18 protein-coding genes are annotated in these 19,415 nt (G+C 71.8%); 8 read left to right on the top strand and 10 right to left on the bottom strand.

Annotation, left to right across the window (positions count from 1 at the left end):
- Positions 1-2 precede the first annotated feature (2 nt).
- The 3 genes from QFW81_RS01170 to QFW81_RS01160 all read left to right on the top strand — a co-directional run bounded on the left by QFW81_RS01170 (position 3) and on the right by QFW81_RS01160 (position 2,357).
- A complete protein-coding gene (locus tag QFW81_RS01170) occupies positions 3-1,418 on the top strand; it encodes a M16 family metallopeptidase (RefSeq protein WP_280576728.1) in 1,416 nt (471 codons plus the stop codon).
- 102 nt (positions 1,419-1,520) lie between these two features.
- Positions 1,521-1,874: a DUF6152 family protein gene (locus QFW81_RS01165; RefSeq protein WP_280576727.1), complete on the top strand. Its 354-nt coding sequence runs from the start codon at positions 1,521-1,523 to the stop codon at positions 1,872-1,874.
- A 3-nt stretch (positions 1,875-1,877) separates the two neighbouring features.
- The gene (locus QFW81_RS01160) at positions 1,878-2,357 is read left to right on the top strand and encodes a hypothetical protein (RefSeq protein ID WP_280576726.1); all 480 of its coding nucleotides are present in this window, start codon (positions 1,878-1,880) and stop codon (positions 2,355-2,357) included.
- Here QFW81_RS01160 and QFW81_RS01155 read toward each other — a convergent pair.
- The 4 genes from QFW81_RS01155 to QFW81_RS01140 all read right to left on the bottom strand — a co-directional run bounded on the left by QFW81_RS01155 (position 2,354) and on the right by QFW81_RS01140 (position 5,569).
- A complete protein-coding gene (locus QFW81_RS01155; protein WP_280576725.1) occupies positions 2,354-3,223 on the bottom strand; it encodes a bile acid:sodium symporter family protein in 870 nt (289 codons plus the stop codon). The genes QFW81_RS01160 and QFW81_RS01155 overlap by 4 nt on opposite strands.
- A gap of 16 nt (positions 3,224-3,239) precedes the next feature.
- Positions 3,240-3,659, bottom strand: coding sequence for a hypothetical protein (locus QFW81_RS01150; protein ID WP_280576724.1), 420 nt, complete (start codon positions 3,657-3,659; stop codon positions 3,240-3,242).
- A gap of 366 nt (positions 3,660-4,025) precedes the next feature.
- Positions 4,026-4,694 carry a C40 family peptidase gene (locus QFW81_RS01145; RefSeq protein WP_280576723.1) on the bottom strand — a complete coding sequence of 223 codons (669 nt, stop codon included), beginning with the start codon at positions 4,692-4,694 and terminating at the stop codon, positions 4,026-4,028.
- Positions 4,695-4,969: 275 nt separating this feature from the next.
- Complete coding sequence (locus QFW81_RS01140) at positions 4,970-5,569, bottom strand: C40 family peptidase (protein WP_280576722.1); 600 nt, start codon at positions 5,567-5,569, stop codon at positions 4,970-4,972.
- 67 nt (positions 5,570-5,636) lie between these two features.
- Here QFW81_RS01140 and QFW81_RS01135 point away from each other — a divergent pair, with 67 nt between their 5' ends.
- Genes QFW81_RS01135 through gorA form a run of 4 tightly spaced genes read left to right on the top strand, consistent with a single transcriptional unit; the run spans position 5,637 to position 10,086 of the window.
- The gene (locus tag QFW81_RS01135; protein WP_280576721.1) at positions 5,637-6,119 is read left to right on the top strand and encodes an FKBP-type peptidyl-prolyl cis-trans isomerase; all 483 of its coding nucleotides are present in this window, start codon (positions 5,637-5,639) and stop codon (positions 6,117-6,119) included.
- A 43-nt stretch (positions 6,120-6,162) separates the two neighbouring features.
- Positions 6,163-7,422 carry a DUF418 domain-containing protein gene (locus QFW81_RS01130; protein ID WP_280576720.1) on the top strand — a complete coding sequence of 420 codons (1,260 nt, stop codon included), beginning with the start codon at positions 6,163-6,165 and terminating at the stop codon, positions 7,420-7,422.
- Positions 7,423-7,468: 46 nt separating this feature from the next.
- Positions 7,469-8,725, top strand: a complete 1,257-nt coding sequence (locus tag QFW81_RS01125; protein WP_280576719.1) for an NAD(P)/FAD-dependent oxidoreductase — start codon at positions 7,469-7,471, stop codon at positions 8,723-8,725.
- Positions 8,722-10,086, top strand: coding sequence for a glutathione-disulfide reductase (gene gorA / locus QFW81_RS01120; RefSeq protein WP_280576718.1), 1,365 nt, complete (start codon positions 8,722-8,724; stop codon positions 10,084-10,086). Before QFW81_RS01125 ends, gorA begins: the two co-directional genes overlap by 4 nt.
- Positions 10,087-10,185: 99 nt before the next feature.
- On the opposite strand, the gene QFW81_RS01115 is transcribed toward gorA, so the two are convergent.
- Positions 10,186-11,202: a glycoside hydrolase family 43 protein gene (locus QFW81_RS01115; protein WP_280576717.1), complete on the bottom strand. Its 1,017-nt coding sequence runs from the start codon at positions 11,200-11,202 to the stop codon at positions 10,186-10,188.
- A gap of 161 nt (positions 11,203-11,363) precedes the next feature.
- Here QFW81_RS01115 and hutG point away from each other — a divergent pair, with 161 nt between their 5' ends.
- Positions 11,364-12,167: an N-formylglutamate deformylase gene (gene hutG / locus QFW81_RS01110; RefSeq protein ID WP_280576716.1), complete on the top strand. Its 804-nt coding sequence runs from the start codon at positions 11,364-11,366 to the stop codon at positions 12,165-12,167.
- A gap of 184 nt (positions 12,168-12,351) precedes the next feature.
- Here the strand turns inward: hutG and QFW81_RS01105 are convergent, their stop codons facing one another.
- The 5 genes from QFW81_RS01105 to QFW81_RS01085 form a co-directional block, all read right to left on the bottom strand.
- Complete coding sequence (locus tag QFW81_RS01105; RefSeq protein WP_280576715.1) at positions 12,352-14,796, bottom strand: glycoside hydrolase family 127 protein; 2,445 nt, start codon at positions 14,794-14,796, stop codon at positions 12,352-12,354.
- Between the two features lie 239 nt (positions 14,797-15,035).
- Positions 15,036-16,760 carry an IlvD/Edd family dehydratase gene (locus QFW81_RS01100; RefSeq protein ID WP_280576714.1) on the bottom strand — a complete coding sequence of 575 codons (1,725 nt, stop codon included), beginning with the start codon at positions 16,758-16,760 and terminating at the stop codon, positions 15,036-15,038.
- 151 nt (positions 16,761-16,911) lie between these two features.
- Complete coding sequence (locus QFW81_RS01095; protein ID WP_425603947.1) at positions 16,912-17,826, bottom strand: LysR family transcriptional regulator; 915 nt, start codon at positions 17,824-17,826, stop codon at positions 16,912-16,914.
- Positions 17,827-18,021: 195 nt separating this feature from the next.
- Positions 18,022-18,417 (bottom strand): excalibur calcium-binding domain-containing protein, encoded by a 396-nt coding sequence (locus QFW81_RS17685; protein ID WP_280576712.1) that lies wholly within the window; start codon positions 18,415-18,417, stop codon positions 18,022-18,024.
- A gap of 208 nt (positions 18,418-18,625) precedes the next feature.
- On the bottom strand, positions 18,626-19,123 hold the full coding sequence (locus tag QFW81_RS01085) for an MgtC/SapB family protein (protein WP_280576711.1): 498 nt from the start codon (positions 19,121-19,123) through the stop codon (positions 18,626-18,628).
- Between the last annotated feature and the right edge of the window lie 292 nt (positions 19,124-19,415).

The raw sequence follows: 19,415 nt of genomic DNA, 5'->3' as shown, positions 1-19,415 counted from the left end.
CCATGACCAGGACACTGCATGCCCTCGCGCTGGCCGTCGCCGGCCTGGTGTCGATGCCCGTCGCCGCCGGCCCGGGCGGCGACCTGCCCAGGGACCTGCCCGCCTACGGCGCCGACAAGCCGCTGCCGGTGCCGCAGATCGAGAAGAAGACGCTCGCCAACGGACTGGAGGTCTGGGTCGTGCCGCGCGACGGCATTCCGCGCGTGGACTACGTGCTGGCGGTGCGCGATGCCGGTTATGCCGCGGATGCGCCCGATGCCCCCGGCTTCGCCAGCCTGTTCGTGGGCCTGCTCGCGGAGGGGACGGCGCAGCGCGATTCGCGTGCGATCGCGGAGACCGCGCAGTCCTACGGCGGCAGCGTCGGCGCCAGCGCCAGCAACGACGGCGTGCTGGTGTACGCCGATGCGCTGACCAGCCACGCCGCGCCGATGCTGGAGCTGCTGGCCGAGATCGCGCGCACGCCGGCGTTCCCCGACAACGAGGTGAAGCTGGCCCAGGCCAATGCGCTGCAGGCGCTCAAGGCGGCCGAGGCGCAGCCGTCGTTCCGCGCCACCCGCGCGCTGCTGGCCGCGACCTTCGGCGACCATCCCTACGCGCGCACCCAGCAGACCGAAGCCTCGATCACGGGCGTCACACCGGCCGCGCTGCGGCAGGCGCACGGGCTGCGATTCCATCCCGACCGCGCGCTGCTGGTGGTCACCGGACGGGTCGCGCCCGACGAGGCCTTCCGCATGGTCGAGGCCGCGTTCGGCGACTGGCGCGTGCCGGGCGCCGAAGCGCCGGAGACGCCGCCTGCGCCGCGCAGCGTCGAACCCAGCCGGGTGCTGATCCAGCGCGACGGCAGCGTGCAGGCCACGCTGAGGATCGGGCGCCCGGCGATTCCCGCCACCGATCCGGACTACGTGCCGGCGGTGCTGGCCGGCACCGTGCTCGGCGGCGGCTTCAGCAGCCGCGTCAACCAGAACCTGCGCGAGGACAAGGGCTACACGTACGGCGCCAGCGCCGGCTTCGCGCCCTCGCGCGCCGGCGGCCGGGTGCAGGCCGGGGCCGACGTGCGCAACGAGGTCGCCGGCGCCGCGCTGGGCGAGTTCTTCGGCGAATTCGAACGCCTCGCCAGCGAGCCGGTGCCGGATCAGGAGCTCGAAGACACCAAGCGCTACGTCGCCGGCGGCTACCTGATCGGCAACCAGATGCAGGGCGCCGTGGCCGCGACCCTCGCCTCGAACTGGCTGCTGGGCCTGCCGGCGGAATTCCTGGCCAGCTACGTGCCGCGCATCCGCGAGGTCGACGCCGCGCAGGTGCAGGCGATGGCGCGCAAATACTTCGACCCGAAACACCAGTCGATCATCGTCGTCGGCGACGGCGCGGCGGTCGCCGCACAGCTGGAGCCGTTCGGGCCCTTCCGCGCGGGCGAATGACCGTCCCTTTGCGCCCCGGACTCTGCCGCACCCCGACCGGCGACGGCGCATTGACCCCGCCTGTGCTACCCATGTCCTCCACCCCGATCAGGACCTGCCGCCATGCGCCCCATGCTGCTCCGTAGCCTCGCCCTCGCTGCCGCCCTGGCGGCCGTGCCGGTCCTCGCGCACCACGGCTGGGGCGCCTACGACGCCGAACGCGTGATGCGCTTCGACGCCGCACTGGCCGAAGTGCGCATCGCCAACCCGCATGCGCAGGCGGTGGTCGAGCACGAAGGCAGGCGCTGGGACGTGATCCTGGCGCCGGTCTCGCGCATGACCGCGCGCGGGATGGGCGAGGGCGACCTGGCCGAGGGCAGGACCATCACCATCGAGGGCTATCCGCGCAGCGACGGCACTGCCGAACTGCGCGCCGAGCGCATCGTCGTCGACGGCAGGACGATCGAGCTGCGCTGAGCCATGGCGATCGCCGCGGCCGCGGCCGCGTTCGAGACCTCGGCGCTGGGCGAGTGGATCCGGGGCGCGGGCCAGGCTTACGCGGTGGTCAACGTCGCCCACCTGCTGGGCCTGTCGCTGCTGGTGGGGCCGGCGCTGCTCATGGACCTGCGGCTGCTCGGCCTGGGCCGCGCCTTTCCGCTCGCCGAGACCGTGCGCTGCCTCGGCCGCGTGGCGGGCGCCGGGCTGGTGCTGGCCGTGTGCAGCGGCGTGGCGCTGTTCGCGGCCGATGCGGTGGCGCTGTCCACCCATCCGCTGATGCGGCTCAAGCTGGCGCTGGTGCTGCTGGCGCTCGCCAACGTCGCGCTGTTCCATGCCTGGGCGGGCCGCGGACGCGCGGCCTGGGCCGGGGACGTCCCGGCCGCCGCCCGCGCGTGCGCCGCGGTGTCGCTGCTGGCGTGGCCGGCGATCGTCGTCGCCGGACGGATGATCGCCTACCTCTAGTTCGGGGCGGCCGGTTCCCGCCGCGAGGCCCACCACGCGAACGCCGCCGCGGTGAAGAACATCAGCAGGCTGTAGATCGCCGCCGGGATCGACATGGCCGCGTTGCCGAGCACGTTGAGTGCGATGAAGATCGCCAGCGTGCCGTTGTGGATGCCGATCTCCATCGCGATCGCCACCGCCTGCCGCTTCGGCAGCTTCAGCGCCAGCGGTGCCGCGTAGCCGGCGCCCATGCTCGCCAGGTTGAACAGCAGGCAGGCCAGGCCGACCACGGCGAACCACGCCAGCAGCGTGCTCCACGCCTGCGCCACCGCGGCCACGATCAGTAGCGCCAGCACCAGCACCGACAGCAACCGGATCGGCTTCTCCATGCGCCCCGCGAACCCCGGCGCGAAGCGCCGCACCAGCATGCCGATCGCCACCGGCAGCACGATGATCAGCGCCACCTCCACGATCTTGCGCACCGGCGGCGGGACGTACTGTCCGGTGCCCAGGAAATACTCCAGCGCCAGGTTGAGGATCACCGGCAGCGTGACCAGGCACAGCAGGCTGTTGATCGCGGTCAGGGTGATGTTGAGCGCGACGTCGCCGTGCGCGAGGTGGCTGTAGATGTTGGCCGTGGCGCCGCCGGGCGAGGCCGCGAGCAGCATCAGCCCGACCGCGAGCTCCGGCGGCAGGCGGAACAGCAGCGCCAGCGCGAACGCCGCCCACGGCAGCACGCCCGTCTGCAGGAACAGGCCGACCAGCACCGCGCGCGGATAGCGCGCCACGCGCCGGAAATCGTCCAGCGTCAGGCCCAGGCCCAGGCCCAGCATGATCACGCCGAGCGCGAGCGGCAGCAGTACGGTGGTCAGCAGCGAGGCCTGCATGTTCGGCTCCTCCGGATCAGCCGGCGGGGACGACTGCGCCGCGCGGCGTCGCCAGCCGCGCCGCGCACCAGGCCACGGGCAGCGGCAGCAGCACGCCGGCGACGGTCATCCAGGCCGGGTGGGGCAGCAGCAGCGCATTGAGGGCCACGCCGCCGACGATGAGGACGCCCACGGCGAGCGCGGCACCGGTGCGGTGGCGCTGCGACACCCTGGCCGCGACCCAGCCGCCGATGAAGGCCGCGAGCGTCCAGCCGGCCAGCACCCAGAGCTTCTTGCCGATCGACGCAGAGAGGATGAGCCGTGCGAGATCGTCCTCGTTGTCGAGACGGATGCCGGGCGGCAGCGGAAACAGCGACATGCCGAGGTATTCGAGCAGCAGCATCGTCGCCAGCGCGACCACCAGGCCCAGCAGCACGGCGAGCGTCGTGCGGATCATGCGTCCTCCCCGGAGTCCGCGGCACGCGCGGAGCGTGGCGATACTAGCATCGCCCACACATGCGGCCGCCGCGCACGAATGGGTGGCCATGCCGCAGGTCGTGGCGGGATCGCACAGCAGACGGACGAAGGCGGGTGAGTGCTGCACCGGTTCGAGTGCGCGCTGACGGGTCGCGTCTCCGTACCAGGTGCTGGTCGCAGCCCCGGCCGGGAATACGACAGTCCCCAGGCACCGGGAACGTTGCCGCAGCGGCCCGCGGGCGCGCCGGCACCCGAAGCTGGAACGACATGCGGCGCCGCGCAAGGTGCCGCTGAACGCAGAAGGCCGCCCTGCGGCGGCCTTCGTCCGGCATCGACACAGGCTGCGTCAGCTCTCGGTACCCAGGCCCGCGACGCGGCGCGCCTGCAGGAACTTGCCGCTCCAGTAGCCGGTGTCGAGTTCCGACACGGTCACGTCGCGGCCGGTGCGCGGGGCGTGCAGGAAGCGGCCCTCGCCGATGTAGATGCCGACGTGGTCGACGCGCTTGCCGCGGCGGCCGAAGAACACCAGGTCGCCCGGCACCAGCGAAGTGCGCTCGACCTGCTGGCCGTCGCGCGCCATGTCGCGCGACACGCGCGGCAGCTCGATGCCCAGCGCGGTGCGGAACACGTAGCCCACCAGGCCACTGCAGTCGAACCCGGCTTCGGGGCTGGCACCACCCCAGCGGTAGGGCGTGCCGAGCAGCGCGAGGCCGCGCTTGAGCAGCGTCTGGGCGCGGCCCTCCTGCTTCTGCTCGGTGGCCTGCGCGGCCTGCAGCGCGGCTGCGGCGGCCGCGATCTGCTGGTCGACATCGCTGGCGAACATGAGATCGCGCTCGGGCATGCGCAGCGGATCGGCCAGCAGGTTGCGGGTGACCGAAGCGGGAGCGGCGAGGGTGTCGGCGGAATCGGCGGCCAGGCCCGGGCCGGCGAAGGCGGGGGCGGAACCCAGCGCGAGCAGCGCGCCGATCAGCGCGAGTCGCAGGCCCTGTCCGGGCGGGGTGGAGCGGGGTGTCATGTGGCCGGACGGGGCGGGTTTTGTCGTCACGCGGGCTTCACGTCTTCCGGATCAGCGACGGAGTGTGCACGAGTGAAGATGGCGTGATGTTAAATGGAGGTTATACAAACCTGTCCAAGTCTGTGATTCTGCTCACAATTTGATTCAGGTTCGTGTGTCCGATAACGCGAAAGGCCATGCCGCAGGGATGGCGCTGCCCCGCTACCCGGCGGGCGCAAGCGGCGCAGGGCCGGGGCGCTCCGCGTCGGAATCTCCCCCGGGAGCGGCGCCCGGGATCAGCGCAGGACCCGCTTGGCGCCGCTGTAGTGCCTGCGCCAGTAGCTGCCGTCCAGGTGATCGAGGCGGACCGTGCCGCCGGTGCTGGGGGCGTGCACGAACCGGCCTTCGCCGACGTAGATCCCGACGTGGGTGACCTGGGCGCCGCTGCCGAAGAACACCAGGTCGGCGGCCGCCAGCCGGGCCGGCTCGATCTTCGGGCCCTGGAAGGCGGCCAGGTCGCGCGAGGTGCGCGGCAGGCGCAGGTCGAGCATGTCGCGGTAGACGTAGTTCACCAGCCCGCTGCAGTCGAAGCCGCCCTCGGGCGTGTTGCCGCCGTAGCGGTAGGGTGTGCCGACCAGGCTGATCGCGCGCATCAGCACCGCGTTGGCCGAGGCCGGATCGTCCGGGTACACCACCGGCCAGTCGCGCGCAGGTACGGTGGCTGCGGCGCGGGGGGTGGGGCGCACGTCGTCGCGGCCGCAGCCGGCCAGCAGCAGCGCGGCGAGGGCGAGCGCTGCCGCGGTCGATACCCGGCGGCCGATTGGCGTTGCCGCGACGGAGGCCGGATAATGCGCGGCCCCGTCGACCGGGGCGGAGCTGCAGCGGATCGATTCCATGCGCGGCATCCTGCCCCGGCCGCCCCGTCCAGACAAGCCGCGGCCCGCGCCGCGCGAGCGAGCGCCCATGAAGATCGAGAAAGACCGCGTCGTGCGTTTCCACTACACCGTCTCCGAAGCCGGCCAGTCGCCGCTGGAGTCGTCGAAGGAGGGGGGCGAACCGCTGTCGATCCTCGTCGGCCACGGCAACATCATCCCCGGCCTGGAGAAGGCGCTCGACGGCCACGAGGCCGGCGACAGCTTCGGCGTCGACGTGCCCGCGGCCGATGCCTACGGCGAGCGCCGCGACAACCTCACCCAGCGCGTGCCGAAGAAGCATTTCGGCGCGCAGAAGCTGGCGCCCGGCGACCAGGTGGTGCTGAACACCAATTTCGGCCCGCGCGCGGTGACGGTGCAGAAGGTGGGCATGAGCGTGGTCGACGTCGACCTCAACCACCCCATGGCCGGCAAGGACCTGCACTTCGACATCGAGATCGTCGAGGTGCGCGAGGCCAGCCCCGGGGAAGTCGAGCACGGCCACGTGCACGGCGAGGGCGGCCACCACCACTGACCCGGATCGCGGGTCAGGTGAACACGATGGCCGGACCGCGCGCGTGAGCATCGCCGCGCCGCCACCGCTGCCGCCGCGCCTGCCGGCGGCACCCGCCCCGACCGATTCCGCACGGCGCCTGCAGGCGCTGGACGTGGTGCGCGGCTTTGCGCTGCTGGGCATCTTCCTGATGAACATCGAATGGTTCTCGCGGCCGCTGCAGGCCATGGGGACCGGCATCGATCCGGCCGCCGCGGGGCTCGACCGCGCCGCGGCCTGGGCCGTGTACGTGTTCGTGCAGGGCAAGTTCTGGGTGCTGTTCTCGCTGCTGTTCGGCATGGGCTTCGCGCTGATGTCCGCGCGCGGCGGACAGGGGCCGGCGTTCCGTCGCACCTACGTGCGCCGCTGCGTGGCGCTGCTGGGCTTCGGCGTGCTGCACGCCACCCTGCTGTGGAGCGGCGACATCCTGCATGCCTATGCGATCGCGGGACTGATGCTGCTGGCGCTGGACGGCATCGCGGAGCGCGCCTGGCCGTGGCTGGGCGCGGGCCTGTACGCCACGCTCGCGCTGGTGGTCCTGGCCGGTGGCGCGGTGCTGTCGGCGCTGCCGCCCGATGCCGGCGCGACGTTCGCGGCGCTGGCCGACGAAGTCGACGCCGATGCCGCCGCGGCGTCGGCCGCGCTCGCGCACGGCGACTGGTGGCAGGCGACTGCGCAGCGCGCTCGCGACTTCCTCGCCGTCGCCATGCAGGGTCTGATGATGCTGCTGCCGATGGCACTGGGCGTGTTCATGCTCGGCGCCTGGCTGCTGCGCAGCGGGCGCATGGACGACCCGGTCGCGCAGCGCGGCTGGTTCGCGCGGCTGGCGGCGTGGACCCTGCCGACGGGCGCGGTGCTGATGGCGCTGTCGCTGTCGGTGGGCACGCGCTTCGACGGAATGCGCGAGGCCGGACCGATGCTGCTGGCCAACGGTCTGGCGATGCTCGCCAGCCTGCCGCTCGCGCTGGGCTACCTGTCGCTGCTGATGCTGGGGCTGGGGACGCGCGCGCTGGCGCGGCCGCTGTCGTGGCTGGCGCCGGCCGGGCGCATGGCGCTGACCCACTACCTGCTGCAGTCGCTGGTCGCCTCGACCCTGTTCTACGGCTACGGGTTGGGGCTGTGGGGGCAGGTGGGTCGCGCGGGGCAGGTGCTGCTGGTGCTGGTGGTGTTCGCGCTGCAGGTGGCGGCCAGTCACTGGTGGCTGGCGCGCTTCCGCTTCGGGCCGATGGAGTGGCTGTGGCGCTGGCTCAGCTATGGCGCGCGTCCGCCGATGCGCGTGCGCTGAGCGCCGCGGCGAGGGAAGGCGCGGCGTTGGCCGCTACACTCCACACATGGTCGAACGCAGCGACATCCTGATCATCGGTGCCGGCGTGTCCGGACTGGCCAGCGCGCTGTGCCTGCTCGAACGCGGGCGCACGGTACGCGTGATCGACGCCGGGCGCGTCGGCGGCGGCAGTTCGCACGGCAACTGCGGCACGCTCACGCCCAGCCACGCCGGGCCGCTGCACGCGCCGGGCATGGTGGCGCGCGCGCTGCGCTGGATGCTCACGCCCGATGCGCCGTTCTACGTGCGCCCACGGCTCGACCCGTCGCTGTGGCAGTGGATGCTGCGCTTCGCCGGGCGCTGCAACCCGCGCGACTGGAACGCCTCGGCGCGGCCGCGGGCGCAGCTGCTCAACGCCTCGCGCGCGGCATTCCCCGACTGGATCGCCGCGCACGGGCTGGACTGCGAGTTCGCCGAATCCGGCGCCGACTGCGTGTTCCGCGATGAAGCCGCGATGGAGGCCTACGTGCGCCAGCTGCCGGCGCTGGCGGAGCTGGGCATCGCCGCGGAGGTGATCGGGGGCGCCGCCTACCAGGCGCAGGAACCCGCGCTGCGCGACGGCGTCGCCGGCGCGGTGCGCTATCCGGGCGACGCGCAGCTGCGTCCCGACCGCTACGTGGCCGAACTCGCGCGCGTGGTGCGCGCCGCCGGCGGCACGATCGAAGACCAGTGCGAGGCCACCGGCCTGGCGGAAGACGCCGACGGCGTGCGGGTCGAGACCCGCAACGGCGCCCGCCTGGCGCGCGAGGTGGTGCTGGCCACCGGCGCCTGGTCGCCGCTGCTGGCGCGCGCGCTGAAGCTGCGCTGGCTGCGCGACGCGATGCAGCCGGGCAAGGGCTATTCGATCACCTACTCGCGTCCGGGCCTGGTGCCGAAACGGCCGATGACGCTGCACGAGCGCCGCGTCTGCGTCACGGTGTGGGAGGACGGCTTCCGCCTCGGCAGCACGATGGAATTCTCCGGTCACGACACCAGCCTCAACCGCCGCCGCCTCGACGCGCTCGAACGCGGCGCGTCCGAATACCTGCACGAACCGGTCGGCCCGGTGAAGCGCGAGGAGTGGTACGGCTGGCGGCCGCTGTCGTGGGACGACCTGCCGCTGATCGGGCGTGCGCCGGGCTTCGAACGGCTGTGGCTGGCCACCGGCCACGGCATGCTCGGCGTGAGCATGAGCCCGGCGACCGGACGGCTGCTGGCCGAACTGGTGACTGGCGCCGCGCCGCACATCGATCCGACCCCCTATACGCCGGCACGCTTCGCATGAGCAGCAACGAGTCCCTCGATTTCGACCTGGTCGTGCTCGGCGGCGGCAGCGGTGGGCTGGCCGGCGCGTTCCGGGCCGCGGCCCATGGTGCACGGGTGGCGCTGCTGGAACCCGGCGAACTCGGCGGCACCTGCGTCAACGTCGGCTGCGTGCCGAAGAAGGCGATGTGGCTGGCGTCCGAAGTCTCGGCGCACCTGCGGCTGGCCTCGGACCTCGGCTTCGACGTTCCCGAACGCCCGTCGCTGGACTGGCCGGCGCTGGTCGCCAGCCGCCAGCGATACATCCACGGCATCCACGCCAGCTACCTGCGGCGCCTGGACGAGGCCGGAGTGGTGTTGATGCCTGCGCGTGGGCGGATGCTCGACGCGCACACGGTGGAATGCGAGAACGGCACCCGGCTGCAGGCCGCCCATGTGCTGCTCGCCACCGGATCCTCGCCGCGCAGGCCGGACGTGCCGGGCGCGGACCTGGCCGGCGTGTCGGACGATTTCTTCGCGCTGTGCGAGGCGCCGCCGCGCGTGGCGCTGATCGGCGGCGGCTACATCGCGGTCGAACTGGCCGGCGTGCTGCAGGCCCTCGGCAGCCGCGTCGACATCTTCGCGCGCAGCGAACGCCTGCTCGGCCACGCCGATGCCGAACTGGCGCAGCGGCTGCAGGAGAACTACCGCCACCAGGGCATCGGCATGCACTTCGGTTACCGGCTCGCCGCGATCGAGGGCGAGGACGGCGCGCTGCGGCTGCGCGATGCCAATGGCTGCAGCAGCGGCGACTATGCCCAGGTGTTGCTGGCGGTGGGGCGCGCCGCCAGCAGCAGCGGGCTCGGGCTCGAGGCAGCCGCGATCGAGGTGGACGGGGACGGCAACATCGTCGTCGACGCGTTCCAGCGCACGAGCCAGCCGCACGTGCTGGCGGTCGGCGACGTCACCGGCCAGGTGACGCTGACGCCGGTGGCGATCGCCGCCGCGCGCCGGGCGATGGACCGCGTGTTCGGCGGGCAGCCGGAGGCGAAGGTCGACTACGAGAACATCCCGAGCGTGGTGTTCGCGCATCCGCCGCTGGCGTCGGTGGGGCTGACCGAGGCGCAGGCGCGCGAGCGCTTCGGCGACGACGTGCACGTCTACCGCAGCACCTTCCGGCCGATGCTGCAGGCGCTGGCCGACCGTCCCCAGCACAGCCTGTTCAAGCTGGTGTGCAGCGGCGCGGAGCGGCGCGTGGTCGGCCTGCACCTGCTGGGCGAAGGCGCGGACGAGATCCTGCAGGGCTTCGCGGTCGCGCTGAAGAAGGGCATCACCTTGGACGACCTGCACGCGACCATGGCGATCCATCCCACCAGTGCCGAGGAAGTGGTGCTGATGCATTGACGGCGGCGCGGTGGCCGCGCCTGCATCGCGCACATGTGGTGACCGCGCCGTTGCCGGTCAACCGTCGTGGACGACCGGCCGCAGCCGCGTCGCGCATGGTCACCGGGTCCGCGGACGCGACACGCCTTCGGCCGTGTGGGTGATCGGCACGATGCTGCCGTCTTCGCGGTAGTACAGGTGCTCCACCGCCACCGCGCGACGACCGAGCCCGCCGCCCTGGTCGCCGACCGTCAGGCCCCCGTGGTGATAGAAAAAGTACCAGTCGCCCTTGAACTCCACGATCCCGGGATGGATGGTGAAGCTGTTCTGCGCCGGGCCGCTGATCTCGCCGCGATAGGTCCACGGCCCGGTGACGGACGGCGCGGTGGCATAGGAAATCAGCTCGTCCTCGGACACGGACTTGTCCCGCGACGCGTAGGTGAGGTAGTAGAGTTCGCCGCGCTTGTGCAGCCAGGGGCCTTCCTCATACTTGGGCAGCTCGGCCTGCATGATCGGGCCATCGAGCTCGATCATGTCCGGCTTGAGCCGGGCGTAGTAGAAGTTGGCGTTGCCCCACATCAGCCAGGCGCTGCCGTCGTCGTCGATGAATACCGTCGGGTCGATGTCGTCCCAGGTGTGCGGCCCCTGCGGCGTCATGTCGTTGCTGACCAGGGCCGAGCCGCGCGCATCGACGAACGGGCCGAGCGGGCTGTCGGACACGGCGACCCCGATCGCCTTGCCCGGGTGCGTGTCGTCGTGTTCCACCGTGGTGTAGAAGTAGAACTTCCCGTCCTTCTCGATCGCCTCCGAAGCCCAGGCATCCCGGCTGGCCCACTTGAAATCGGTCGGCTTCATGACCGGGCCGTGCGCCGTCCAGGTCGCCATGTCGGTGGTCGAATAGACCAGCCACTCGGTGATGTTGAACATCTGGTCGCCGCGCGCCATGTCGTGCCCGACGTAGAGGTAGAGCGTATCGCCGACCACCAGCGGGGCGGGATCGGCGGTGTGGCGATCGGTGAACAGCGGATTGGTGGCGGCGCGCTGCGGGGTACCGTTCGACGATGCGGACCGGCCAACAGGTTGGGTCGCACAGGCCAGCAGCAGGGCGCAGCAGATCGGCAGCAGCAGGAATCTCATGGCTTGGGTCCAGGGGCAGGAAGTGTGGGGGCGGGGCGGCAGGCGGATCGCGCCTCACCGGCAATGGCGACGACGTTCGATGCCCAGGGCAGGTGCGGGCCTTCGCATCGGGACGCAGGGGCGGAGAATGCGCGCACGCGCTGTGCGCGACCACTCCGGGCATGCGCCGTACAATCCAGGGCATGGAGATCTTCACCCTGCATCGCGGCAGCGCGCCGCTGCTGGTCAGCCTGCCGCATGACGGAACGCATGCGCCGGAGGCGATCGCCGCGCGGCTGACCGACGATGCGCGGCGCGTGCCCGACACCGACTGGCACATCGCGCGCCTGTACGCGTTCGCGCGCGACTTCGGTGCCTCGGTGCTGGTGCCCACGCATTCGCGCTACGTCATCGATCTCAACCGCGGCGAGGACGACGTCTCGCTGTACCCCGGGCAGAACACCACCGGTCTGTGCCCGGTGGTGCGCTTCAGTGGCGACCCGGTCTACCGCGACGGCAAGCAGCCCTCGGAGGACGAGGTGCGCGCGCGGGTGGACACGTACTGGCGGCCGTACCACATCGCGCTGCGCGGGGAGCTCGACCGCCTGCGCGCCGCGCACGGCGCGGTGGTGCTGTGGGAAGGCCATTCGATCCGCGGCGAACTGCCGTTCCTGTTCGACGGCCGGCTGCCCGACCTCAACCTCGGCACCGCCGGTGGCGCCAGCGCCGGCGGGGCGCTGCAGCGGCGCCTGGAAGCGGTGCTGGCGGGACAGGCGCGCTACGACTGGGTGCACAACGGCCGCTTCCGCGGCGGCTACATCACCCGCCACTATGCGGATCCGGCCCGCGGCATCCAGGCCGTGCAGCTGGAGATCAGCCAGCGCACCTACATGGACGAGGACAGCTTCGCGTGGGACGACGCCCGCGCCGCGCAGCTGCAGCCGGTGCTGCATCGCTTGATCGAGGCGGCGCTGGCGGGCGACTGACGCGGGGCCGGATCGCGACCGGTCGCCTCGCGTCGGTCGCGTGGATCGCACCGGCGGCCGGATCGCATCGGGCGACGTGGATGACCTCACCGCCGCATCGGGCCGGCCGGCGGCGCGATGGCCGCGGCTCGAATGGCCCGGCGCGGGCATCGGCGCGGCGCTGACCTGCGGCGCACGTCGCGCATCAGTCGCGCGCCGCTTCGGCACGCAGCAGGCGCACGCCGAACACGCGCGGCGTGCGCTTGCCGTCGCGGGCGACGAAGCGCACGCGGATGCCGTCGCCGCGCGCCTGCGCGGCGAGCGCGGCCGGCAGCGCGATCTCGCGCGGCTGCAGTTCGTCGCGCCCGGAGCCGTCGAATACGATCGTCTCCAGCACCGTTCCCCCGACCTCGACATCCATCGCCGCGCCCCATTCGGCCGGGAACAGGGTCAGCTGCAGTGCCAGCGGCATGCCCGCGGCGACCTCACGCCGCGCGGACAGGCGATAGCCGAACGCGCGCCCGGCATCGCGCCATGGACGGCCGAGCATCTGCCCGGTAGCCGAGTCCTCGCCCGCGTAGCCGTGCTCGACCTCGGGCTGCTGCTCGCCGGGCTGCACTTCGTCCAGCGTGCGCGCGTCGAGCACTTCGCGTGCGCGTTCGGCCGCCTCGGCGGCCGCCACCACGGCTGGGTAGTCGGCCGTGGTGGCCGTACGCCAGTAGGCCATGTAGCGCGCGTCGTGCACGCGCGACAGCGGTTCCAGGCGCAGGTCTCGGTAGTCGCCAGGGCGGATGAGCGCCGAGGCGGTGAACACCAGCGGCTCGCCCGGCACCGGCACGATGCCGGCGGCCAGCGCGTCGCGTTCGCCGACCAGCATCGGCGCGCCGTCGAGCGGCTGGTAGGGCCCGGGCGCGATGTGGCTGCCGCGGCCGTCGTCGGCGATCAGGCCGTCCATATCCCCTTCGCCGGTGCGTGCGGCGAGCATCAGCGGGCCGTGCATCACGGCCACCCAGTCCGAGCCGTCGGGCAGGCCCTCGATGCGGGTGCGCATCGGCAGCGCGATGTCGATGCGGTCGCCGTCGGCCCAGGTGCGCGAAATCACGGCGTACGTGCCCGGCGCGGACGCCAGCGGCCAGCGCTCGCCATTCACCGAGACCTCGAGCGGGCCGTCGAGCCAGTGCGGATGGCGCAGCTGAAGGGTGAACGCCTGCGGCGCGTCCAGCGACAGGTGCAGCGTGCTCGATGCCTGCTCAGGGAACGCGGTCTCCTGGCGCAGGCGCAGGCCGCGCGCGGGCCACGACAGCTCCGAGGGCAGGTACAGGTGCACCGCCAGCGCATCGTCGCCGTGGCCGTAGGCGAACGCACCGTGGCGGCCGTGGTTCTCCATCCCCGTGCCCACGCAGCACCAGAAGCACTGCGTGGGCTGCGAGTACACGCGGTAGTGGCGCGGCCGGATCGGGGTGAAGTACACCAGCCCGCCGTGGCCGGGATGCTGGGTGGACAGGATGTGGTTGTAGAGCACGCGCTCGTAGGTGTCGGCGTCGCGCGCCTGCGGGGCGATCCGGTGCAGCAGCATGGTCAGCCGCAGCATGTTGTAGCTGTTGCAGGTTTCGGGGCCCTCGCGCGAGCCGACCATCGGCCCGAAGTCGTCCACCGGGTTGAAGTGCTCGCGCACGCTGTTGCCGCCGAAGGCGATGCTGCGGCGGTCGACCACCGTCTCCCAGAAGAAGCGCGCGGCCTCGATCCACGCCGGCTCGTCGTCGAGTTCGCCGATGCGGGCGAAGCCGATCACCTTGGGGATCTGGGTGTTGGCGTGCAGGCCGTCGAGCGCATCCTCGCGCCGCAGCAGCGGATCGAGGATCGCGCGGTGGCAGAAGCGCCGCGCCAGCGCGAGATACCTGCGGTCGCCGGTGATGGCATGGACGTCTGCGAGCACCTCGTTCATGCCGCCGTGTTCGGTGTCGAGGATGCGCTGCAGCTGCACGTCGTCGAGGTTGGCCACCAGCGCCTCGCACCAGTCGGCGAAGCGCACGAGCAGCTCGCGCGCCTGTGCGTGGCCGACCATGAGCCAGGTATCGCGCAGGCCGGCGAAGGTCTTGTGCAGGTTGTAGAAGGGCACCCAGGCGCCTTCGAGCGAGAAGGCACCGGCCTCGAACGTGCCCGAGGCGATGTGGTTCCACAGCACGCGCCCGTCCGGCACGCCGCCGAGGTAGCCGTCGCCGTTCGCGCGCTGGCATTCGGCCAGCCCGGCGACCATCGCGTCCAGGCGCGCGCGCATGGCGGCGTCGCCCTGCGCGGCCTGCTGCGCCAGCGCGGTGAGGTAGTGGCCGGCGGTGTGGCCGTCGAGCCCCATCGATTCCCAGTTCGGGTACTTCCCGCCGGGCGCGGGCAGACCGGCCTCGATCCGGAACGGCGCCAGCAGACGGTCGACGTCGAGCGCGGCGAGGTAGCGCAGGTTCAGTGCCTGGGCATGGGCGAAGGGGCCGTCCGTGATCCGGATCGCGGACAGCGGGAAGGGCTGCAGGGCGGGCGCTGCGGCCTGCGTCGCTGCGCGCGCGAGCGCAGGCGCAAGGGGCAGCAGCGCGCCCGCGCCGAGCGCAGCGACGAAGTGGCGGCGGGTCAGCTGCGGGCTGGCGTGGGGATCAGGCATCGGACGTGGGAGCCTTCAAGGGAGGTTCGGGCACAACCGCAGTCGTCCTTTCCTTGTTTGACGGGGGAGGACTGCCGTGTCGCGCGGCGCGAAGGTCCTGATCGTCTTTCCCCCGCAAAGCGGGGAAGGAACAGCATCGTGCAGCGTCGGCAACAAGGGCGCGGGAAGTCGCAGCATCGTGCGGTACCGGAGCGGCGGAAGAACAGGCGGCGTTCCGGCGGAGCCGCAAGATGCCGCCGTCAGTGCGAGTCGCCGGCGACGGTGTCACCGCTGCCGCCGACCAGGAAGTCGAGGTCGGCGCCGAGGTGGGCCTGCTGCACGGTCTCGACGTAGAGTTTGCTCCAGCCGCGCGCCGGTGCCGGCGGCGGCGTCCATTCGGCGCGGCGGCGCGCGAGTTCGGCGTCGGACACATCCAGGTGCAGGCGTCGGCCCGGGACGTCGAGTTCGATGAAATCGCCCTCGCGCACCAGCGCCAGCGGGCCGCCGGCGGCGGCTTCGGGCGAGACGTGCAGCACCACGGTGCCGTAGGCGGTGCCGCTCATGCGCGCGTCGGAGATGCGCACCAGGTCGGTGATGCCACGCCGCAGCAGCTTCGGCGGCAGCGGCATGTTGCCCACCTCGGCCATGCCGGGATAGCCGCGCGGGCCGCAGTGCTTGAGCACCATGATGCTGTGCTCGTCGATCTCGAGCGCCTCGTCGTCGATCCGCGCCTTGAAATCCTTGATGTCCTCGAACACCACCGCGCGCCCGCGATGCTTCAGCAGGTGCGGCGACGCGGCCGACGGCTTCAGCACCGCGCCATCGGGCGCCAGGTTGCCGCGCAGCACGGCGATCCCGGCCTCGGGCCGCAGCGGCTGGTCCAGCGGGCGGATCACGTCGCGGTTCCAGCACGGCGCGTCGGCGATGTTCTCGCCCAGCGTGAGACCGTTCACCGTCAACGCATCGAGGTCGAGGTGCTGCGAGATCTCGCGCAGCACCGCGGGCAGGCCGCCGGCGTAGTAGAAATCCTCCATCAGGTATTCGCCCGACGGCTTCAGGTTGACCAGGCAGGGCAGGCGCGAACCGATCGCGTCCCAGTCGTCCAGCGTCAGCGGCACGCCCAGGCGCCCGGCGATCGCCAGCAGGTGGATCACCGCGTTGGTCGAGCCGCCGATCGCGGCATTGGCGCGGATCGCATTGGCGAAGGCTTTGCGCGTGAGCACCTTCGACATGCGCAGGTCCTCGCGCACCATCTCCACGATGCGCCGGCCACTCAGGTGCGCCAGGCGGAAGCGGCGCGAATCCACCGCCGGGATCGCCGCGTTCTCCGGCAGCGACATGCCCAGCGCCTCGACCATGCTCGCCATCGTCGACGCCGTGCCCATGGTCATGCAGCTGCCCTTGGAACGCTGCATGCAGGCCTCGGCCTCGGTGAACTCGTCCTGCGACAGCGTGCCGGCGCGCACCATCTCGGACATCTCGATCACGCCGGTGCCCGAGCCCACCGGCTTGCCGCGCCAGTTGCCGGAGAGCGACGGCCCGCCCGACACGCCGATCGCCGGCAGGTCCACGCTGGCCGCGCCCATCAGCAGCGACGGCGTGGTCTTGTCGCAGCCCATCAGCAGCACCACGCCGTCGATCGGGTTGGCGCGGATCGATTCCTCCACGTCCATGCTGGCGAGGTTGCGGAACAGCATGGCGGTGGGCCGCATCTGGGTTTCGCCCAGCGACATCACCGGAAATTCCAGCGGGAAGCCGCCGGCCTCGTACACGCCGCGCTTGACGTGCTCGGCCAGCTCGCGGAACGAGGAATTGCAGGGCGTGAGCTCGGACCAGGTATTGCAGATGCCGATCACCGGGCGGCCGTCGAACATCTCGTGCGGCAGGCCCAGGCCCTTGAGCCAGCTGCGGTAGTAGAAGCCCTGCTTGCCGTCGCGGCCGAACCACGCCTGGCTGCGGCGTGGGGGCTTGCTGGGTGCGCTCATGCGGTCGGGAGTCCTGCCCGTGGAAGGGTGGGGCGCCCGTGCCGGGCCGCGCCCCGTGCGGCGATGCTAACGGCAGCGGGGATGCCGGAAAAATAACAATCCGGCCCCGTGCGATATGCGTACCGCTATCGCTCGCCTGCCCGCCCGCGCATCAGGCACGGCGCGGCCCGGTCCGCGCCGCCGGGTACACCTGCGCGGCCACGGCCTTGAGCGTGTCCAGCACCGTGCGCGCCCCGGGCGAGAGCAGCCAGTCGGTGCGGGTGATGAAGCCGAACGAGTCCATCCGGCAGGAAAGGTCGATCGGCACGATGCCGACCATGCCGTGCGCCACGTAGTAGCGGGCCACGTCCACCGGCACCACCGCCAGCTGGTCGCCGTCGTGCAGCAGCCGCGGCAACAGCACCAGGGCGGCGGTGGCGGTGACCTTGCGCGGCGCCTGCAGCCCGGCGTTCTGGAACATCAGCTCGAAGCGGTGGCGCAGCACGCTGCCTTCCGGCGGCACCACCCACGGCAGCTTCGCCAGTTCGGCCAGCGTGGGCTTGCGCCGCTCCAGCAGCGGATGGCCGGGGCGTGCGATGGCGCACACCTCTTCCTCGGCCACCGGCTCGTAGTGCAGGTTGCGCTTGTCGTGGCGCGCGAACAGGCGCCCGACCATCAGGTCCAGCCGGTTCTGCGACAGCTGCTCGAGCAGCACGTCGCTGCTTTCCATCAGCACCGAGATCCGCAGGTCCGGGTGTTCGCGGTCCAGCCGCGCCAACGCCGGCGGCACCAGGGTCATCGCCGGCCCGGCGATCGCGCCGATCGACACCTGCCCGGCGTGCCCGGCCTTGAGCGCCTCGATCTCCGCTCCGGCCTCGCCCAGGCTCGACAGCGCGATGCGCGCGTGGCGGATCATGCTCTCGCCGTACCAGGTGGCGCGCATCCCGCGCGGCAGGCGCTCGAACAGCGGCACGCCGATCAGGTCTTCCAGGTCCTTGAGCAGCTTCGACGCCGCCGGCTGCGACATGGCCAGGGACTCGGCCGCGCGGTGGATGTTGCCGTGTTCCTCGATCGCGATCAGCAGCATCAGCTGCCGGGTCTTCAGGCGCGCACGCACGTACCAGGGCGGATTGGGCACGGACCGGATCCTATATCGGGTTCGATATGGATTATGGCGATCTGCCCATCAGCTGCATATCCCTGCGAGCGACGTTGGGAGGCCCGGTCCTCCGGCAAGCGAGCGGGGAGGGGAGCGGCCCATCCCCTTCTCGTCCCGCGGGGCTCACCCGCACCACTGCCGCTCGCAGGGCTCGCCGTCGTTGTTGCCGTCCATCTTCGTGCTCGGGCAGTTGCGCAGGAAGAACTCGGCCTCCGCGCACGAGGTCATCTGCGAGCAGTGGGTGCGCCCGTCGCACCGGAACGAGCTGGCCGCCGCCGCGGGCGGGGCCACGACCGTGGGGACCGATTCCCAGTCTGGATCCCCTTCCGACACGGCGGAGTCCGCTCGGGTGCCGGATCCCCAGGCGGGATCCCCCGCCGGTGCCCTGGGCTTCGCCCGGGCCTTGGTCTCGGCCGCGTCCACCTCGGCACGCTCGGCCGTGTAGGACGTATACCGATCGAATGCGACCAGGGCGACGACGCCCAGGACGATCAGCGACAGCAGGGTTGTGAGCTTCACGGACCGCTCCTGATTTCCGAAGACACGATAGGCGGACGTGCCGACCCGTCACGACCGGTCACCCCACCCTGTCGGGTGCCACGGCTCCCTTGTGACGCAGGCCTGGACGCCTGCCGGCCCCAAGTGCCCGGACGTGGCGTCCATCCGAAGCCCCGAAATCCATCCGAAGCCCGGAACAAGGACTTCCTTGTGCCAGCCATTGCAGGCGTCAGGGCTTCGCGCGATCCGGGGGAGGGTCGTCCCGGCCCATGATCTTGGGGATCACGCCCACCACCATCAGCGCCATCAGGGTGGTGACGAGGGCCACGATCTCCATGCCCATGCCGGCCGCCATGCCGACGGCCGAGGTCATCCAGATGCCCGCCGCGGTGGTGAGCCCTTCCACGCGCGCGTCCTTGTCCATCTTGATGATCGCGCCCGCGCCCAGGAAACCGATGCCGGACACGATGCCCTGCATCACGCGGGTGATGTCCTCCATCGGCACGCCGGACATGGCCGGCGCCAGCACGAACAGGGCCGATCCGATCGACACCAGGATGTGCGTCTTGAACCCCGCGGAGCGCCCCTTGCGCTCGCGTTCGAACCCGATCATCCCGCCCAGGATGGCCGCGGTGAACACGCGCGCCACGACGATGGTCAGCGTCGCCACGCTCGGGAGCTGGTACTCGCGGGCGAGCGCGCCGCCGATCTCGGCCAGGATGCTCATGCGGCCCCCCGGACATCGACTTGCGCCAGGGCGGCGGGGTGACGTCCGGGATTGCCGCAGGCGCCTGTGCGCTGACGCAATCGCGATCCCACCCGTCCCGGCGACCGGCGTCCTGCATGGAGAAGGCGATGCCCGGACTTCGACGGGTCCTTACCTGGGCCAGAGAACATGTGTACGCCTCCCCAGTCCGGATCTGTCCGGGCTCCGACAGCGCGCAGGATACGCGACCGCATCCACGCGCCGTCGCAACCGCATCCCGGTACGGATCCCGCGCGGGCAGCGCGATGGACCG

This window comes from Luteimonas kalidii (assembly GCF_029887935.1).
GTDB classification, from domain to species: domain Bacteria; phylum Pseudomonadota; class Gammaproteobacteria; order Xanthomonadales; family Xanthomonadaceae; genus Luteimonas; species Luteimonas kalidii.
Note: the sequence above shows the minus strand (reverse complement) of the source record. Positions and strands in the feature narration are given on the sequence as shown.

Coding starts and splice junctions, on each gene's coding strand:
- QFW81_RS01170 (WP_280576728.1), top strand. CDS start 3: ATGACCAGGACACTGCATGCCCTCGCGCTGGCCGTCGCCGGCCTGGTG.
- QFW81_RS01165 (WP_280576727.1), top strand. CDS start 1,521: ATGCGCCCCATGCTGCTCCGTAGCCTCGCCCTCGCTGCCGCCCTGGCG.
- QFW81_RS01160 (WP_280576726.1), top strand. CDS start 1,878: ATGGCGATCGCCGCGGCCGCGGCCGCGTTCGAGACCTCGGCGCTGGGC.
- QFW81_RS01155 (WP_280576725.1), bottom strand. CDS start 3,223: ATGCAGGCCTCGCTGCTGACCACCGTACTGCTGCCGCTCGCGCTCGGC.
- QFW81_RS01150 (WP_280576724.1), bottom strand. CDS start 3,659: ATGATCCGCACGACGCTCGCCGTGCTGCTGGGCCTGGTGGTCGCGCTG.
- QFW81_RS01145 (WP_280576723.1), bottom strand. CDS start 4,694: ATGACACCCCGCTCCACCCCGCCCGGACAGGGCCTGCGACTCGCGCTG.
- QFW81_RS01140 (WP_280576722.1), bottom strand. CDS start 5,569: ATGGAATCGATCCGCTGCAGCTCCGCCCCGGTCGACGGGGCCGCGCAT.
- QFW81_RS01135 (WP_280576721.1), top strand. CDS start 5,637: ATGAAGATCGAGAAAGACCGCGTCGTGCGTTTCCACTACACCGTCTCC.
- QFW81_RS01125 (WP_280576719.1), top strand. CDS start 7,469: ATGGTCGAACGCAGCGACATCCTGATCATCGGTGCCGGCGTGTCCGGA.
- gorA (WP_280576718.1), top strand. CDS start 8,722: ATGAGCAGCAACGAGTCCCTCGATTTCGACCTGGTCGTGCTCGGCGGC.
- QFW81_RS01115 (WP_280576717.1), bottom strand. CDS start 11,202: ATGAGATTCCTGCTGCTGCCGATCTGCTGCGCCCTGCTGCTGGCCTGT.
- hutG (WP_280576716.1), top strand. CDS start 11,364: ATGCGCCGTACAATCCAGGGCATGGAGATCTTCACCCTGCATCGCGGC.
- QFW81_RS01105 (WP_280576715.1), bottom strand. CDS start 14,796: ATGCCTGATCCCCACGCCAGCCCGCAGCTGACCCGCCGCCACTTCGTC.
- QFW81_RS01100 (WP_280576714.1), bottom strand. CDS start 16,760: ATGAGCGCACCCAGCAAGCCCCCACGCCGCAGCCAGGCGTGGTTCGGC.
- QFW81_RS01095 (WP_425603947.1), bottom strand. CDS start 17,826: ATGCTGCTGATCGCGATCGAGGAACACGGCAACATCCACCGCGCGGCC.
- QFW81_RS01085 (WP_280576711.1), bottom strand. CDS start 19,123: ATGAGCATCCTGGCCGAGATCGGCGGCGCGCTCGCCCGCGAGTACCAG.